This is a genomic window from Vibrio sp. SCSIO 43009, from assembly GCF_023716525.1.
Taxonomy (GTDB): domain Bacteria; phylum Pseudomonadota; class Gammaproteobacteria; order Enterobacterales; family Vibrionaceae; genus Vibrio; species Vibrio alginolyticus.
In genome coordinates this window covers 2,781,436-2,798,465 of sequence record NZ_CP071842.1, presented here as the reverse complement: position 1 = coordinate 2,798,465, position 17,030 = coordinate 2,781,436, and the positions used below count along the sequence as shown (strand labels likewise).

Annotated in this window: 10 protein-coding genes, 4 tRNA genes and 3 rRNA genes; 14 read left to right on the top strand and 3 right to left on the bottom strand. The window is 46.0% G+C overall.

Annotated features, from left to right (window positions below; genetic code table 11):
• The first annotated feature begins 143 nt into the window (after positions 1-143).
• From clpB to J4N43_RS12935, 11 genes are all read left to right on the top strand, one after another.
• On the top strand, positions 144-2,717 hold the full coding sequence (gene clpB, locus J4N43_RS12985) for an ATP-dependent chaperone ClpB (RefSeq protein ID WP_005381873.1): 2,574 nt from the start codon (positions 144-146) through the stop codon (positions 2,715-2,717).
• Positions 2,718-3,239: 522 nt separating this feature from the next.
• A 16S ribosomal RNA gene (locus J4N43_RS12980) occupies positions 3,240-4,792 on the top strand.
• A gap of 95 nt (positions 4,793-4,887) precedes the next feature.
• A tRNA-Ala gene (locus J4N43_RS12975) sits at positions 4,888-4,963 on the top strand.
• A 10-nt stretch (positions 4,964-4,973) separates the two neighbouring features.
• Positions 4,974-5,049 (top strand) — tRNA-Glu (locus J4N43_RS12970).
• Between the two features lie 303 nt (positions 5,050-5,352).
• Positions 5,353-8,237: ribosomal RNA gene (locus J4N43_RS12965) — 23S ribosomal RNA — on the top strand.
• A 94-nt stretch (positions 8,238-8,331) separates the two neighbouring features.
• Positions 8,332-8,448, top strand: a 5S ribosomal RNA gene (gene rrf, locus J4N43_RS12960).
• Together the 16S, 23S and 5S rRNA genes with 4 tRNA genes alongside form the textbook arrangement of a ribosomal RNA operon.
• A gap of 77 nt (positions 8,449-8,525) precedes the next feature.
• Positions 8,526-8,602 (top strand) — tRNA-Asp (locus J4N43_RS12955).
• A gap of 35 nt (positions 8,603-8,637) precedes the next feature.
• A tRNA-Trp gene (locus J4N43_RS12950) sits at positions 8,638-8,714 on the top strand.
• A 474-nt stretch (positions 8,715-9,188) separates the two neighbouring features.
• Positions 9,189-9,521, top strand: a complete 333-nt coding sequence (locus tag J4N43_RS12945) for a DUF1904 domain-containing protein (RefSeq protein ID WP_005381768.1) — start codon at positions 9,189-9,191, stop codon at positions 9,519-9,521.
• Between the two features lie 26 nt (positions 9,522-9,547).
• Entirely contained in the window at positions 9,548-10,384 is an 837-nt protein-coding gene (gene mepA, locus J4N43_RS12940; protein ID WP_062730732.1) for a penicillin-insensitive murein endopeptidase, read from the top strand.
• A 323-nt stretch (positions 10,385-10,707) separates the two neighbouring features.
• Complete coding sequence (locus J4N43_RS12935) at positions 10,708-11,016, top strand: hypothetical protein (protein ID WP_005381765.1); 309 nt, start codon at positions 10,708-10,710, stop codon at positions 11,014-11,016.
• Between the two features lie 42 nt (positions 11,017-11,058).
• On the opposite strand, the gene J4N43_RS12930 is transcribed toward J4N43_RS12935, so the two are convergent.
• The 3 genes from J4N43_RS12930 to rdgC all read right to left on the bottom strand — a co-directional run bounded on the left by J4N43_RS12930 (position 11,059) and on the right by rdgC (position 13,796).
• Complete coding sequence (locus J4N43_RS12930; RefSeq protein WP_005381763.1) at positions 11,059-11,313, bottom strand: YfhL family 4Fe-4S dicluster ferredoxin; 255 nt, start codon at positions 11,311-11,313, stop codon at positions 11,059-11,061.
• A 2-nt stretch (positions 11,314-11,315) separates the two neighbouring features.
• Positions 11,316-12,716, bottom strand: a complete 1,401-nt coding sequence (trhP, locus tag J4N43_RS12925; RefSeq protein WP_005383665.1) for a prephenate-dependent tRNA uridine(34) hydroxylase TrhP — start codon at positions 12,714-12,716, stop codon at positions 11,316-11,318.
• Between the two features lie 165 nt (positions 12,717-12,881).
• Positions 12,882-13,796, bottom strand: coding sequence for a recombination-associated protein RdgC (gene rdgC, locus J4N43_RS12920; protein ID WP_017633930.1), 915 nt, complete (start codon positions 13,794-13,796; stop codon positions 12,882-12,884).
• Between the two features lie 224 nt (positions 13,797-14,020).
• On the opposite strand from rdgC, the gene phoB reads away from it, so the two are divergent.
• Genes phoB through J4N43_RS12905 form a run of 3 tightly spaced genes read left to right on the top strand, consistent with a single transcriptional unit; the run spans position 14,021 to position 17,008 of the window.
• Complete coding sequence (gene phoB / locus J4N43_RS12915; protein ID WP_005381752.1) at positions 14,021-14,710, top strand: phosphate regulon transcriptional regulator PhoB; 690 nt, start codon at positions 14,021-14,023, stop codon at positions 14,708-14,710.
• Positions 14,711-14,750: 40 nt separating this feature from the next.
• Entirely contained in the window at positions 14,751-16,049 is a 1,299-nt protein-coding gene (phoR, locus tag J4N43_RS12910; protein ID WP_005383667.1) for a phosphate regulon sensor histidine kinase PhoR, read from the top strand.
• Positions 16,049-17,008 (top strand): PstS family phosphate ABC transporter substrate-binding protein, encoded by a 960-nt coding sequence (locus tag J4N43_RS12905; RefSeq protein ID WP_054579024.1) that lies wholly within the window; start codon positions 16,049-16,051, stop codon positions 17,006-17,008. Before phoR ends, J4N43_RS12905 begins: the two co-directional genes overlap by 1 nt.
• Positions 17,009-17,030: the final 22 nt, after the last annotated feature.

The following is a 17,030-nucleotide window of genomic DNA, read 5'->3' as shown; positions in this document are numbered from 1 at the left end:
TATAAGCACCAAAGTGCTTAGATGCATACTACTATTTTTGCAAAGCTATCTTTATTCATTCACTCCCTTGAAATTCCCCTCCTGAGTATCCATCTTTCTAACTGTCAAAAGAATTTCCTTTAGTTGAGGTTAGGAAGGTAGATATGCGTCTTGATCGATTCACAAGTAAGTTTCAAATCGCTATCTCTGATGCTCAATCACTAGCGTTAGGGCGCGATCATCAATATATCGAGCCAGTTCACCTCATGGTGGCTTTGCTTGATCAAAATGGCAGTCCAATTCGTCCATTGCTTACTATGCTGGATGTGGACGTAACGCATTTACGCTCTAAATTGAGTGAAATGTTAGATCGATTACCAAAAGTCAGTGGCATCGGTGGGGATGTTCAGCTCTCTAGCTCGATGGGCACATTGTTTAACCTGTGTGACAAAGTGGCGCAAAAGCGTCAAGACTCCTATATCTCGTCTGAAGTCTTCCTGCTTGCCGCTTTAGAAGATCGCGGACCATTGGGGCAATTGCTCAAAGAGATCGGCTTAACAGAGCAAAAAGTCAGCCAGGCAATCGAAAAGATCAGAGGTGGTCAAAAGGTCAATGATCCGAATGCAGAAGAGCTTCGTCAAGCATTGGAAAAGTTCACCATAGACCTTACCGAACGTGCAGAGCAAGGTAAATTGGATCCGGTTATCGGCCGTGATGATGAAATCCGTCGTACTATCCAGGTATTGCAGCGTCGTACTAAAAACAACCCTGTGATTATCGGTGAACCAGGCGTAGGTAAGACAGCAATTGTTGAAGGCTTAGCGCAGCGCATAGTTAACAATGAAGTACCTGAAGGTCTGCGTGGTCGCCGTGTGCTATCACTGGATATGGGCGCACTGGTTGCTGGCGCGAAATACCGTGGGGAATTTGAAGAGCGTTTAAAATCAGTATTGAATGAACTTGCTAAAGAAGAAGGCAACGTCATCCTCTTCATTGATGAACTACACACTATGGTCGGTGCTGGTAAAGGTGAAGGCTCAATGGATGCGGGCAACATGCTAAAACCGGCATTAGCTCGTGGTGAGCTGCACTGTGTTGGCGCAACAACATTGGATGAATATCGTCAGTACATCGAAAAAGATGCAGCATTAGAACGTCGTTTCCAAAAAGTGCTGGTGGATGAGCCGACCGTTGAGGATACCGTGGCGATTTTACGTGGCTTGAAGGAGCGTTATGAGCTTCATCATCACGTCGAAATTACCGACCCAGCGATTGTTGCTGCGGCGAGTTTGTCACATCGCTATGTCTCCGACCGTCAGTTGCCGGATAAAGCGATTGACTTGATTGACGAAGCGGCTTCAAGCATTCGTTTACAAATTGACTCTAAGCCAGAGTCCTTGGATAAGCTTGAGCGTAAAATCATCCAACTCAAAATTGAGCAACAAGCACTAAGTAACGAGCACGATGAAGCGAGTGAAAAGCGTTTGAAAGCGCTTAATGAAGAACTCAATGAAAAAGAACGTGAGTACGCTGAACTAGAAGAGGTTTGGAATACAGAAAAAGCAGCTCTTTCTGGCACTCAACATATTAAGTCTGAGCTTGAACAAGCTCGTATGGACATGGAGTTTGCTCGCCGTGCTGGCGATCTAAACCGTATGTCGGAGCTTCAATATGGTCGTATTCCTGAACTTGAGAAGCAGTTAGATCTTGCAACCCAAGCTGAAATGCAGGAAATGACGCTATTGCGTAATAAAGTAACCGACAACGAGATTGCAGAAGTACTTTCTAAGCAAACCGGCATTCCGGTATCCAAGATGCTAGAAGCGGAAAAAGAGAAACTACTTCGTATGGAAGACGTGCTGCATAATCGTGTGGTAGGGCAAAGCGAAGCGGTCTCTGTTGTATCGAATGCCATTCGTCGTAGTCGAGCTGGGCTTTCTGATCCAAACCGACCAATTGGCTCCTTCTTATTCTTAGGTCCAACTGGTGTGGGTAAAACAGAGCTTTGTAAGACACTTGCGAGCTTTATGTTCGACAGTGAAGATGCGATGGTCCGTATCGATATGTCTGAGTTCATGGAGAAACACTCAGTGGCAAGGTTGGTTGGTGCTCCTCCAGGCTATGTCGGATATGAAGAGGGTGGTTACTTAACTGAAGCGGTTCGTCGCAAGCCGTATTCGGTAATTTTGTTAGACGAAGTAGAGAAAGCGCATCCGGATGTATTTAACATTCTGCTGCAAGTTCTCGATGATGGGCGTTTAACGGATGGTCAAGGTCGTACTGTTGACTTCCGTAATACGGTTGTGATCATGACATCTAACTTGGGTTCATCTCGTATCCAAGAGAATTTCGCAACATTAGACTATCAAGGTATCAAGAGTGAAGTGATGGATGTGGTTAGCAAACACTTCCGCCCAGAGTTCTTGAACCGTGTTGACGAAATCGTGGTGTTCCATCCACTTGGTCAAGAGCACATTAAGTCCATTGCTTCTATTCAATTGGAACGTTTGGCGAAACGACTAGAGGAGAAAGGCTATCAACTAGAAGTTTCCGACAAAGCACTCGACTTGATCGCTCAAGTTGGTTTCGATCCTGTGTATGGTGCGCGTCCTTTAAAACGTGCAATTCAGCAGAATGTCGAGAACCCGTTAGCCAAATCAATTCTTTCTGGTGAAATCGTTCCAGACAAGACAGTGCAGCTAATTGTTACTAATGACCAAATTTGTGCTCATCAATAATTGTATGGATACAGTAAAATTGAGATAAAAATCACACTAAAGGGGCCGTTTGGCCCCTTTTCTATAGTTTTTTAGAGTCTTTTGTCTGTTTTCTATACGAATAAACTAAAAAGGTGAGTTTTTTTAAAAAATGCACTTGTGTTCTTTAATGAACTCCCTATAATGCGCCTCCGTTGTCACGGGAAAGCAAGTGAAGCGGAACCTAAACAACTACGGTTAGTGAGTTAAAATTAACTCGCAGATAAATAACTTAAAAAAGTGTTTGACACGATAAGTTATCTAGCTAAAATAGCCGTCCACTTTGAAGAGAACTTCGAAGTGTGCTCTTTAAAAATATAGACCTATCAATCTGTGTGGGCACTCGTTGATGATAATCCAATTAGAAGCTTAGGCTTCAAATTAGGTTTCAATGATACGAAGTGACCATTGAATCGAAAGATTCAGCACAGTCAATTCAAACATTACTTCTGCTATTTATTAGCGAAAGGAATGTTCAGTATTCATTGAGCCGAACAAAATCTTAAATTGAAGAGTTTGATCATGGCTCAGATTGAACGCTGGCGGCAGGCCTAACACATGCAAGTCGAGCGGAAACGAGTTATCTGAACCTTCGGGGAACGATAACGGCGTCGAGCGGCGGACGGGTGAGTAATGCCTAGGAAATTGCCCTGATGTGGGGGATAACCATTGGAAACGATGGCTAATACCGCATGATGCCTACGGGCCAAAGAGGGGGACCTTCGGGCCTCTCGCGTCAGGATATGCCTAGGTGGGATTAGCTAGTTGGTGAGGTAAGGGCTCACCAAGGCGACGATCCCTAGCTGGTCTGAGAGGATGATCAGCCACACTGGAACTGAGACACGGTCCAGACTCCTACGGGAGGCAGCAGTGGGGAATATTGCACAATGGGCGCAAGCCTGATGCAGCCATGCCGCGTGTGTGAAGAAGGCCTTCGGGTTGTAAAGCACTTTCAGTCGTGAGGAAGGTAGTGTAGTTAATAGCTGCATTATTTGACGTTAGCGACAGAAGAAGCACCGGCTAACTCCGTGCCAGCAGCCGCGGTAATACGGAGGGTGCGAGCGTTAATCGGAATTACTGGGCGTAAAGCGCATGCAGGTGGTTTGTTAAGTCAGATGTGAAAGCCGGGGCTCAACCTCGGAATAGCATTTGAAACTGGCAGACTAGAGTACTGTAGAGGGGGGTAGAATTTCAGGTGTAGCGGTGAAATGCGTAGAGATCTGAAGGAATACCGGTGGCGAAGGCGGCCCCCTGGACAGATACTGACACTCAGATGCGAAAGCGTGGGGAGCAAACAGGATTAGATACCCTGGTAGTCCACGCCGTAAACGATGTCTACTTGGAGGTTGTGGCCTTGAGCCGTGGCTTTCGGAGCTAACGCGTTAAGTAGACCGCCTGGGGAGTACGGTCGCAAGATTAAAACTCAAATGAATTGACGGGGGCCCGCACAAGCGGTGGAGCATGTGGTTTAATTCGATGCAACGCGAAGAACCTTACCTACTCTTGACATCCAGAGAACTTTCCAGAGATGGATTGGTGCCTTCGGGAACTCTGAGACAGGTGCTGCATGGCTGTCGTCAGCTCGTGTTGTGAAATGTTGGGTTAAGTCCCGCAACGAGCGCAACCCTTATCCTTGTTTGCCAGCGAGTAATGTCGGGAACTCCAGGGAGACTGCCGGTGATAAACCGGAGGAAGGTGGGGACGACGTCAAGTCATCATGGCCCTTACGAGTAGGGCTACACACGTGCTACAATGGCGCATACAGAGGGCGGCCAACTTGCGAAAGTGAGCGAATCCCAAAAAGTGCGTCGTAGTCCGGATTGGAGTCTGCAACTCGACTCCATGAAGTCGGAATCGCTAGTAATCGTGGATCAGAATGCCACGGTGAATACGTTCCCGGGCCTTGTACACACCGCCCGTCACACCATGGGAGTGGGCTGCAAAAGAAGTAGGTAGTTTAACCTTCGGGGGGGACGCTTACCACTTTGTGGTTCATGACTGGGGTGAAGTCGTAACAAGGTAGCGCTAGGGGAACCTGGCGCTGGATCACCTCCTTATACGATGATTATTACGATGAGTGTCCACACAGATTGATATGGTTTAGATTTCAGAGCAAAATTGGTTCTGCATAAAATGCTGAAGCAATTTATGTGGGGCTATAGCTCAGCTGGGAGAGCGCTTCGCTGGCAGCGAAGAGGTCATCGGTTCGATCCCGATTAGCTCCACCACATACTCAGTGTCCCGTTCGTCTAGAGGCCTAGGACACCGCCCTTTCACGGCGGTAACAGGGGTTCGACTCCCCTACGGGATACCATCTTTAAACATTCTCTCTTGAGAGTTTTTAAAAATGGTTACTTCATTAGAAGTGATTAGCTCTTTAACAATTTGGAAAGCTGACAAAACAACAATTTATTGTTGTTTGTAAAGTTCTCAATGTTTGTCTTTATGACAAACACCAAAAAACACATTCAAGTGTTCTTGGCTTTTTGTTTTCATTTTTTATAAAAATGAAGGTAAAGAGATGAGTCCGGCAAAATCGAATGTCTCTCGCTCATTCAAATAATGAGAGACAACTTTGGTGATTTGAACATCAACTCGAAACTCCTTCGGGTTGTATGGTTAAGTGACTAAGCGTACACGGTGGATGCCTTGGCAGTCAGAGGCGATGAAGGACGTATTAACTTGCGATAAGCCCAGATTAGGTAGTAAAAACCATTTGAGTCTGGGATTTCCGAATGGGGAAACCCAATACCATAAGGTATTACTGTTGAGTGAATACATAGCTCAACAGGGCGAACCGGGGGAACTGAAACATCTAAGTACCCCGAGGAAAAGAAATCAACCGAGATTCCGAAAGTAGCGGCGAGCGAAATTGGACTAGCCCTTAAGCTTTACACGCGTTAGACGAACAGCCTGGAAAGGCCGACGATACAGGGTGATAGTCCCGTAGTTGACGACGTGTGTTCAGTGAAATCGAGTAGGGCGGGACACGTGATATCCTGTCTGAATATGGGGGGACCATCCTCCAAGGCTAAATACTACTGACTGACCGATAGTGAACCAGTACCGTGAGGGAAAGGCGAAAAGAACCCCTGTGAGGGGAGTGAAATAGAACCTGAAACCGTGTACGTACAAGCAGTAGGAGCAGGCTTGTCCTGTGACTGCGTACCTTTTGTATAATGGGTCAGCGACTTATATTCAGTGGCAAGGTTAACCATCTAGGGGAGCCGTAGGGAAACCGAGTCTTAACTGGGCGTTCAGTCTCTGGATATAGACCCGAAACCAGGTGATCTAGCCATGGGCAGGTTGAAGGTTGAGTAACATCAACTGGAGGACCGAACCGACTAATGTTGAAAAATTAGCGGATGACTTGTGGCTAGGGGTGAAAGGCCAATCAAACCTGGAGATAGCTGGTTCTCCCCGAAAGCTATTTAGGTAGCGCCTCGGACGAATACTACTGGGGGTAGAGCACTGTTAAGGCTAGGGGGTCATCCCGACTTACCAACCCTTTGCAAACTCCGAATACCAGTAAGTACTATCCGGGAGACACACGGCGGGTGCTAACGTCCGTCGTGGAGAGGGAAACAACCCAGACCGCCAGCTAAGGTCCCAAATTACTACTAAGTGGGAAACGATGTGGGAAGGCTCAGACAGCCAGGATGTTGGCTTAGAAGCAGCCATCATTTAAAGAAAGCGTAATAGCTCACTGGTCGAGTCGGCCTGCGCGGAAGATGTAACGGGGCTAAGTAGTAAACCGAAGCTGCGGCAATATACTTTTGTATATTGGGTAGGGGAGCGTTCTGTAAGCGGTTGAAGGTGTGTGGTAACGCATGCTGGACGTATCAGAAGTGCGAATGCTGACATGAGTAACGATAAAGGGGGTGAAAAACCTCCTCGCCGGAAGACCAAGGGTTCCTGTCCAACGTTAATCGGGGCAGGGTAAGTCGACCCCTAAGGCGAGGCCGAAAGGCGTAGTCGATGGGAAACGGGTTAATATTCCCGTACTTCTTACAATTGCGATGGGGGGACGGAGAAGGCTAGGTGGGCCTGGCGACGGTTGTCCAGGTTCAAGTGCGTAGGCTAAATTAGGTAAATCCGGTTTTCTAAGGCTGAGACACGACGTCGAGCATCTACGGATGTGAAGTCATTGATGCCATGCTTCCAGGAAAAGCCTCTAAGCTTCAGATTGTAAGGAATCGTACCCCAAACCGACACAGGTGGTCGGGTAGAGAATACCAAGGCGCTTGAGAGAACTCGGGTGAAGGAACTAGGCAAAATGGTACCGTAACTTCGGGAGAAGGTACGCTCTCGACGGTGAAGTCCCTCGCGGATGGAGCTATTGAGAGTCGCAGATACCAGGTGGCTGCAACTGTTTATTAAAAACACAGCACTGTGCAAAATCGCAAGATGACGTATACGGTGTGACGCCTGCCCGGTGCCGGAAGGTTAATTGATGGGGTTAGACTTCGGTCGAAGCTCTTGATCGAAGCCCCGGTAAACGGCGGCCGTAACTATAACGGTCCTAAGGTAGCGAAATTCCTTGTCGGGTAAGTTCCGACCTGCACGAATGGCGTAATGATGGCCACGCTGTCTCCACCCGAGACTCAGTGAAATTGAAATCGCTGTGAAGATGCAGTGTACCCGCGGCTAGACGGAAAGACCCCGTGAACCTTTACTACAGCTTGGCACTGAACATTGACCCTACATGTGTAGGATAGGTGGGAGGCTTTGAAGCGCAGTCGCTAGATTGCGTGGAGCCGTCCTTGAAATACCACCCTTGTAGTGTTGATGTTCTAACGTCGACCCCTTATCGGGGTTGCGGACAGTGCCTGGTGGGTAGTTTGACTGGGGCGGTCTCCTCCCAAAGCGTAACGGAGGAGCACGAAGGTGGGCTAATCACGGTTGGACATCGTGAGGTTAGTGCAATGGCATAAGCCCGCTTGACTGCGAGAATGACAATTCGAGCAGGTGCGAAAGCAGGTCATAGTGATCCGGTGGTTCTGAATGGAAGGGCCATCGCTCAACGGATAAAAGGTACTCCGGGGATAACAGGCTGATACCGCCCAAGAGTTCATATCGACGGCGGTGTTTGGCACCTCGATGTCGGCTCATCACATCCTGGGGCTGAAGTCGGTCCCAAGGGTATGGCTGTTCGCCATTTAAAGTGGTACGCGAGCTGGGTTTAGAACGTCGTGAGACAGTTCGGTCCCTATCTGCCGTGGGCGTTGGAGAATTGAAAGGGGCTGCTCCTAGTACGAGAGGACCGGAGTGGACGAACCTCTGGTGTTCGGGTTGTGTCGCCAGACGCATTGCCCGGTAGCTAAGTTCGGGATCGATAACCGCTGAAAGCATCTAAGCGGGAAGCGAGCCTTGAGATGAGTTCTCCCTGATACTTTAAGTATCCTAAAGGGTTGTCGTAGACTACGACGTTGATAGGCAGGGTGTGTAAGCGTTGTGAGGCGTTGAGCTAACCTGTACTAATTGCCCGTGAGGCTTAACCATACAACACCCAAGGGGTTTTGATGGACTCAATGAAAGAACATTGAATGTGTAGTAACGAGAATTAAAAAAACAGCTTTCCAGATTAAAGAATTTGCTTGGCGACCATAGCGTTTTGGACCCACCTGATTTCCATGCCGAACTCAGAAGTGAAACGAAATAGCGCCGATGGTAGTGTGGGGCTTCCCCATGTGAGAGTAGGACATCGCCAGGCTTTAGTTTTATTTTCACTTTTTCGAAAAGTGAAGACAAAAGCGGACGCTTGCTTATTAAAGCAAGTGATACCACTGCGGAGTGGTAGTTCAGTTGGTTAGAATACCGGCCTGTCACGCCGGGGGTCGCGGGTTCGAGTCCCGTCCACTCCGCCACTTATTTGAGCGTCGTCTCAATAAACACGAATTACAGGGGTGTAGCTCCAATTGGCAGAGCAGCGGATTCCAAATCCGCGTGTTGGGAGTTCGAATCTCTCCACCCCTGCCATACTCTAAAGCCTCAGCAGTAATGCTGGGGCTTTTTTGCATCTGAAGAAAAGAGAATCTGACTAGTTGGAGAGTTGTCGATTCCTCTGATACCAAAGTATCGGGGGATTGAAAGCTCATATCTCCGGGATATTGGTCCACTTCACCTATCCCCCATGTTCATAAGCTCTGGCTTAGGTCAGGGGCTCTTTTATTCCTAACGTATAGTTTCGACGTCAGGTGTATGTTTATCCAACGAATATGGCGTACCTTTGCTTCAGATAGTTTTATTTTCTAGTAATGTAATTATTAAATGTTGATGTATCGCTTTGCTCTTTCTGTTTTACCTTCGAATTTTCATAACGCTTTTTCTTCGTTATCGAGCACATCTGATTCACAATCTATTGAAAGGTCAGTGGTTACATTGGCTTGGATGATTACTGACTTGGTTCCTGTTATCATCATGCATTGATGCTAATAATTAGGAAGTAAGTTTATGCCACATTTTCGATTCCGTGCTGTAGAGCCACAAGCTGTTCAGGCATTATCAAAACCTCTTACGGATGAACTTCAGCCTCTAATGGACTGTCCGCGTGAGGATTTTACTTTTGAGTATATCTACACTACGTTTTTCAATGAGGGTGAGGTGAGTGCTGCATATCCTTTTGTCGAAGTGCTTTGGTTCGACCGTGGCCAGGAAGTGCAAGATGAAGTTGCCAAGCTTATTACGCAACAAGTGCGCGGTATCGCTGGTGCCGACATTGATGTTGCAGTTATCTTTTCCGCCTTATCTCCTAAAGCTTATTACGATAATGGCGAACACTACTAAAGGTTAAAGGTTAAAGGTTAAAGGTTATGAGGCTGAGTTTCATTGTAACTTTGGGTTTATGTTTCTCAGCTTCAGTATGTTCTACTCCTTGGGAGTCCGCGGTTAATCCTACCCGAAACTCTTCCTCCTCTATTGGTAGTTATGCTAACGGTTGTTTAGATGGTGCATTACCCTTGCCTCTTGATGGCGTTGGTTATCAAGTCTTACGTAGTAAAACGAAGCGCTACTATGGGCACCCTAAAACGATAGAGTTTATTGAAAATCTGGCGCTTAAAGCTCATCAAAATCTCAACGCCACTCTGCTGATTGGTGATTTATCTTTACCTAGAGGTGGAAGGTTCTCCTCTGGTCATTCTAGTCATCAAACCGGGTTAGATATCGATATCTGGTTAAGACTTGCTGACCAACCGCTTTCTTATAACGAATTACAACTTCCTAAGCCCATGAGTGTGGTGGATTTAAAAGGTTATTCCATACTTAATCATCGCTGGGAAGAACGGCACTTTAAGCTAATTCGGTACGCTTCAAAAAGTAAGGATGTTGCACGAATTTTTGTACATCCTGTTATTAAGGAGCAACTTTGCTTGCAAGAAAACGGCAAAGATCGTTCTTGGTTACGTAAAGTGCGTCCATGGTGGGGGCATCATTACCACTTTCACGTCAGGTTGTCTTGTCCTGATTCGAGCGACTATTGTGTTGATCAAGCACCACCTCCAGTAGGCGATGGCTGCGGTGTTGAGCTCGCAAGTTGGGCCCCGAAAGCAAAACCTATTGATACCCCTCCACGGGTAAAAACAACCTCTAAGCCCAAACGAAAAAAAGTCGTTCCACCTCAATGCTTACCGCTTATCAATCCTAATTAGTGTTACTCTTCAGGTTTATCTGTACTTGGTGATCTCTTTTATGAAACTGGAGAAACATCATACTTTTGTCTACATTGAATAGTACCAATACAAAAACTAACCCAATCAGTTTTGGGGACATATTATAGAAATCTAAATTAAACAAAGAGTTGTAGTATGGGGAAGTTGTAACTTCTCTGTTTAGAAAAAGATCTTTCGTCGCGATACTCTGGTTTCTTAGCAATATGTCTGTCAGTTGGCTAAAAAGCGATAACAACGCAGACAAGTGTGTAAGGCAGGGATATGCCCTTTTCCTGTTAGAAGAGTAAATCAAGGACAAAACCATGACTATGATTTGTGCAAAAGAATTTGCAGAGTGGTTAAGACACAGATTTAGCAGTGATACTAAAGGAGTCTCTTTGACTCGAGAGGATGTGAATCACCTGACTGGGCGTCAACGCCTTGATCCGGGTTTTGTTAATGATGTGCATTATGAGCTGATGCAATATGGAATGGCTTTCGTTACTGATACGAGCCGAGAAAACTTTTATTTAATACCTGTTTCTCAAGCGGAAAATTGGCGTGAGAGACTAGAGTATCATTTTGAAAAAGAGCTGTTCTGCAATATTATCCCTATTGAAAAATCAGGTTGAGAAAAGGTTCAACTTTGATGCCAAAGTTGAACCTAATTGCTCTTATGCTAACCCTTGAATAATCACGAATTTTTCAAGCAACTGCTCTTCAGTTTCGACATGGTTCGGATCAGTGATTATGCATTTTGTAATTGGACACACTGACTGACAGGTCGGCTTTTCGTAATGCCCCTTACACTCTGTACATAGCGCTGGATCAATTTCGAAAATGCTCTCTCCCATACTGATTGCCCCATTGGGGCATTCGGGATCACACATGTCGCAGTTAATGCATTTATCAGTAATGAGCAAGGCCATGGTTACTTACCAGTCGGGTTACGGGTGTCCTGCCCTGAGTTTAGATTACGCATTAATAGGCCATATTCTAAATCTAGCTCTGCTGGTACTGGAATGAATACAAAGTGACCGTTTCCTTTCGCGTCTTCAATAGACTCTGACTTGCGGTTTTCCATTGCCTCTAGCGTGAAAACAATATTGCCTTTTGGCGTCATTAGTTCAAGGTTATCACCGACAAGAAACTTATTTTTTACTTCTACTTCAGCCATGTCACCACGACGTTTGCCAGTGAATTCACCAACAAACTGTTGAGCATCAGAGACTGAGTAACCGTAATCGTAGTTTTGGTAAGTATCGTGTGTATGACGGCGTAGGAAGCCTTCAGTGTAGCCACGGTGAGCTAGGCTTTCTAGTGTACCCATTAGGCTTTCATCGAATGGTCGACCTGCTACAGCATCATCAATTGCTTTACGATAAACTTGAGCGGTACGTGCGCAGTAGTAGAACGATTTAGTACGACCTTCAATTTTCAATGAGTGAACACCCATCTTAGTTAAGCGTTCAACGTGCTGAACCGCTCGTAGGTCTTTAGAGTTCATGATGTAAGTACCATGCTCATCTTCGTAAGCCGCCATTTTTTCTTCTGGACGGTGCGCTTCAGAAAGCAGAACGACTTCATCTGTTGGTTTGCCGCGACCAATTGTGGTTTCAGGGCGCTCGTCTTGTACTTCGACAGGCTGTGCTTCAGTCGGGTCGAATTTCTCTACGATATCACCAGCGTCGTTTTCTTTACCCTCTTCAACTTTGTATTCCCAGCGGCATGCGTTAGTGCAAGTGCCTTGGTTAGGGTCACGTTTGTTGATATAGCCAGAAAGTAGGCAACGACCTGAGTAAGCCATGCATAATGCACCGTGAACGAATACTTCAAGCTCAGTTTCAGGGCAATGCTCACGAATTTCTTCGATTTCTTCTAGAGATAGCTCGCGAGAAACGATCACACGTTCCACGCCATTCGCTGCCCAGAACTTAACGGTCGCCCAGTTTACAGCGTTCGCTTGTACAGAAAGGTGAATTGGCATTTCTGGGAAAGCTTCACGAACCATCATAATTAGGCCTGGATCTGACATGATCAATGCGTCAGGACCCATCTCTACGATTGGCTTAAGATCACGGATGAACGTTTTTAGCTTCGAGTTGTGTGGTTGAATGTTACATACCACATAAAGCTTTTTGCCTAGGGCGTGGGCTTCATCGATACCGATTTTTAGGTTCTCGTGGTTAAACTCGTTGTTACGTACGCGAAGGCTGTAGCGAGGTTGGCCAGCGTAAACTGCATCTGCCCCGTAGGCGAATGCGTAACGCATGTTTTTCAGGCTGCCCGCTGGAGATAGTAGCTCAGGCACGAATGCTTTCTCAGTTGTCATTGCTCAATTCTCTTTTATCTGATCACAAGTCAGGCCAATTCCACCTAATGGAAATGGGGCGCAAATTTTACGTCAAAATGTGAACTGTGACTAGGGTAATTGTGCTTCAGATAGAAAAACGCCCTCAAAAAAAGTGAGGGCGTTATGGTTAACCTTTATACAAAATTAAGCGTTAGGATTCGGTAAGCCGCCTAGCGCATCGTATAGGTTGGGAAGGAAAGCACTGAACTCTCCACACATTAGAGAGAAGTCTGCATCAAATCGAGCTGCTTGATCTTCACGTGGAATATCATCGTTTTGATCTTTCAATTCATCAGAGAATTTTAGACGTTTGATGCCTGCATCTTCCGTCATAATGAACTCAATACGATCTTGCCAATTAAGCGCAAGTTTCGTCACGACTTTATCCGCAGCGATGTGGTTGCGGATTTCATCAGTGGTTAGCTCTTGCTTCTTACAGCGAATCACACCACCTTCTTCAAGTACGGATTTTAGCTCAGCTTCGTCCATCATGCTGATACCTTGAGGTGTGTCACCGCTTTTCACCCACTCGGTTAGCGTAGTTTCAATCGCCACTTCTGGAATAGCAGGAACAACAGGTAGACTACCCATGGTTTTACGAAGCAATGCTAATACATCTTCTGCTTTTTTATAGCTGCTTGCATCAACAAGGATAAAACCTTCTTTTGGCATGATGAGCACGTGAGTGTGGCTGCTGCGGCTGAATGCGCGCGGCAGTAAATCCATTACGATGTCATCTTTCAGGTTGTCTTTCTCTTTCTTCTTCAGAGGACGACCTTCTTGCGCTTCCATTGCTTCTACTTTTGCATTCAATGATTCTTTGATCACAGAGGCAGGTAGCATTTTCTCTTCTTTCTTGGCGCAAATCAGAATGCGGTTTTCTGACACGTGAGTCATCATATCGCCATGTCTACCCATTGCACTGACCCAGCCAAATTTCTGTTTGTCTTGACTGCCACACGGGGTGAATTGGAATTCAGACAGCTGAGTTTCTAGTTGTTCGGCGTTAAAAGTAACCTCGCGGTTAACGCGGTATACCAGACAGTTTTTAAACCACATAAATCTTCTCTAGGCTTGATGACAAGGGACTAATCATAGGGAATTTTTGTGCTGATGTCTTAATAGAAATGAAAAATATCCGAATGAACCTCAAAAGAAAGTTATATGAAAATTTGTTTTCAAAGGTCACAAAAGTGTCATAATTGGTAGTGATAATGCTTATGCATAGAGAGGCGCTTTGTCTCTTAAATTCATTAGCTCAACGAACATAAGGTTACTCAATTATGTCTAGAAGGATTCTGGTTGTTGAAGACGAAGCTCCTATTCGCGAAATGCTGTGCTTCGTACTTGAGCAGAAAGGTTACCAAGCGGTAGAAGCGGAAGATTACGATACTGCAGTAACCAAACTGGCTGAACCCTTCCCTGATTTAGTTTTACTGGATTGGATGTTACCAGGCGGTAGTGGCATTAACTTCATCAAACATATGAAGCGAGAGGAATTAACGCGCAACATTCCAGTTGTGATGCTTACCGCTCGTGGTGAAGAAGAAGATAAAGTGCGCGGTTTAGAAGTCGGTGCGGATGACTACATTACCAAGCCATTCTCTCCTAAAGAGTTGGTTGCACGCTTAAAAGCGGTGATTCGTCGCGTTACCCCGACTGCACTAGAAGATGTAATTGATGTACAGGGATTAAAGCTTGACCCTGTATCGCACCGTGTTACGGCTAATGATGCGCCATTAGACATGGGCCCAACAGAATTTAAGATGCTTCATTTTTTCATGACGCATCAAGAACGCGTATACAGCCGTGAGCAGCTATTAAACAATGTTTGGGGCACCAACGTGTATGTCGAAGACCGTACAGTCGATGTCCATATTCGCCGTCTGCGTAAAGCGTTGGAAGCAGCAGGGCATGATAAGCTGATCCAAACTGTTCGTGGTGCTGGATACCGCTTCTCGACGAAGGCATAAATTAACACGCAGCTTATCGGTACCATTTCTGGAGTTATGAGTGGTTGAAAGATTAACGTGGAAAAAGCTGGCCTGGGAGCTGGCTTTTTTTTACACCCCATGGGTGATAGTAGGTTGGATATTCGGTTATATGCCGTGGTTGCTTTTGGCTGCTACGGCATTGCAGCTTGTGTGGCATTTGCATAACCAAGTACGTTTATCTTCTTGGTTATGGGATGAAAAACGCCTCACGCCACCATCTGGTAGTGGTAACTGGGAATCTTTGTTCAATGGGTTGTATCGCTTACAACAGCGCCAACGCCGTAAACGAAAAGAGCTTACTAATCTTATTCGTCGATTCCGAAATGGTGCAGAATCGCTACCCGATGCCGTAGTGGTATTCCGTGCTGAAGGTAATATTGTTTGGTGCAACAAGCTGGCTCAGCACTTACTGGGCTTCCATTGGCCAGAAGATTCAGGTCAACCTATCTCCAATCTCATTCGTACACCTGATTTTATCAAGTACCTCAACAAGAAAGACTTCTCAGAGCCATTAGAAATGCGTTCACCACTCAATGTCGAACGCATGCTAGAACTACGTATCGTACCGTATACCGAAGGTGAACATTTGATGGTGGTGCGTGATGTTAGCCAGTTAAAACAACTTGAGGGAATGCGTCGCAACTTCTTTGCCAACGTATCTCATGAACTGCGTACACCAATGACGGTGCTACAAGGTTATCTTGAGATGACAGAAGACCCTGATATGGTCGTGGGTCCAATGTGGAGCAAAGCTCATGGTGTCATGACGGAGCAGCTCAACCGCATGAACAGTTTGGTGAACCAACTACTGACACTATCTAAAATTGAAGCGGCACCTATGCATGAACTTGAGGAAGTCGTGAATGTGCCTGCGATGCTTGAAGTGTTAGAAAAAGAGGCAGTTAGCCTTAGTGGGGACAATCAACATAAATTGAAATTTGATGTTGATGCTAGCCTACGCGTACTGGGCGATGATGACCAGTTACGTAGTGCTATCTCTAACCTCGTTTATAATGCTGTCAAATACACACCGCCTGGCGCGAACATTAATGTTCGTTGGTTCCAGACCTCTCAAGGCGCATGCTTAGAGGTGGAGGATAGTGGTGATGGTATAGAGCCTCAGCACCTCCATCGACTTACTGAGCGTTTTTATCGCGTCGATAAAGCAAGATCACGCGATACCGGAGGGAGTGGGTTAGGGTTGGCTATTGTGAAACATGCGCTGAGCCACCATGATTCTCATTTGGAAATTCACAGTGAAGTGGGCGTGGGCAGTAAGTTTTCTTTTGTATTGCCTGAACGTTTGGTGGTGAAATAATGGCATTAAGAGTCGCAAAAGTGTTCAGTCTCCTGGCTCTTGCTTGTTCCGGTATGGCTATCGCTCAAGATAAACCATTGCCGAATTATCATAAAACGACTGGGATTGTCGGGAATTTGCTCTCTGTTGGATCCGATACACTTGCAGGCATGACAACACTTTGGGTGGAAGAGTTTAAATCCATTTACCCGAATATTAATGCGCAAGTCCAAGCGTCTGGCTCTTCCACTGCTCCCCCAGCATTGACCGAACAAACAGCTCAGTTTGGTCCCATGAGCCGTCCTATGCGTTTAAGAGAGGTTGAAGCGTTTGAACGTGAACATGGTTACAAGCCAACGGCGCTTAGGGTAGCCATCGATGCTATCGGTATTTTTGTCCATCAAGACAATCCAATTCAAGGGCTCAACTTTAGTCAGTTAGATGCTTTGTTTTCTGCAACTCTGCGCTGTGGTGAAAGTCAATTTGTCACAAACTGGCAGCAACTCGGTCTTGAATCACAGTGGGCAAAGCGAAACGTACAGTTGTTTGGTCGTAACTCCGTTTCTGGAACTTATGGTTACTTCAAAAGCAATGCCTTGTGTGGCGGCGATTTCAAGACTCGAGTTAACGAGCAGCCAGGCTCCGCGTCAGTTGTGCAAGCTGTAGCGTCAACCATCAGTGGAATTGGTTATTCCGGTGTCGGTTATCGAGTGGCAGGCGTGCGCTTAGTCCCTGTGGCTAAAATGGGAAATGACTACGTGACTCCAACGCGAGAACATATTGTTAGTGGTAAGTACCCACTATCACGTTACTTATATGTTTACGTGAATAAGCACCCTGATTACCCATTAACACCAATTGAAGCTGAGTTTATTCGCTTTATCTTTTCTGCTCAGGGACAAGCGTTGGTTGAGAAAGATGGTTATGTGCCCATTACGGCAGACTTTGCAGAAGAAGAGTTAAAAAAAGTCGGCCTGTAAGCCGACTTTTTATTTAGGTATG

What these genes read in the sequence shown, in the direction of transcription:
- phoB (WP_005381752.1), top strand. Translation starts at nt 14,021, where the DNA reads ATGTCTAGAAGGATTCTGGTTGTTGAAGACGAAGCTCCTATTCGCGAA.
- trhP (WP_005383665.1), bottom strand. Translation starts at nt 12,716, where the DNA reads ATGACAACTGAGAAAGCATTCGTGCCTGAGCTACTATCTCCAGCGGGC.
- clpB (WP_005381873.1), top strand. Translation starts at nt 144, where the DNA reads ATGCGTCTTGATCGATTCACAAGTAAGTTTCAAATCGCTATCTCTGAT.
- mepA (WP_062730732.1), top strand. Translation starts at nt 9,548, where the DNA reads ATGAGGCTGAGTTTCATTGTAACTTTGGGTTTATGTTTCTCAGCTTCA.
- J4N43_RS12905 (WP_054579024.1), top strand. Translation starts at nt 16,049, where the DNA reads ATGGCATTAAGAGTCGCAAAAGTGTTCAGTCTCCTGGCTCTTGCTTGT.
- J4N43_RS12930 (WP_005381763.1), bottom strand. Translation starts at nt 11,313, where the DNA reads ATGGCCTTGCTCATTACTGATAAATGCATTAACTGCGACATGTGTGAT.
- rdgC (WP_017633930.1), bottom strand. Translation starts at nt 13,796, where the DNA reads ATGTGGTTTAAAAACTGTCTGGTATACCGCGTTAACCGCGAGGTTACT.
- J4N43_RS12935 (WP_005381765.1), top strand. Translation starts at nt 10,708, where the DNA reads ATGACTATGATTTGTGCAAAAGAATTTGCAGAGTGGTTAAGACACAGA.
- J4N43_RS12945 (WP_005381768.1), top strand. Translation starts at nt 9,189, where the DNA reads ATGCCACATTTTCGATTCCGTGCTGTAGAGCCACAAGCTGTTCAGGCA.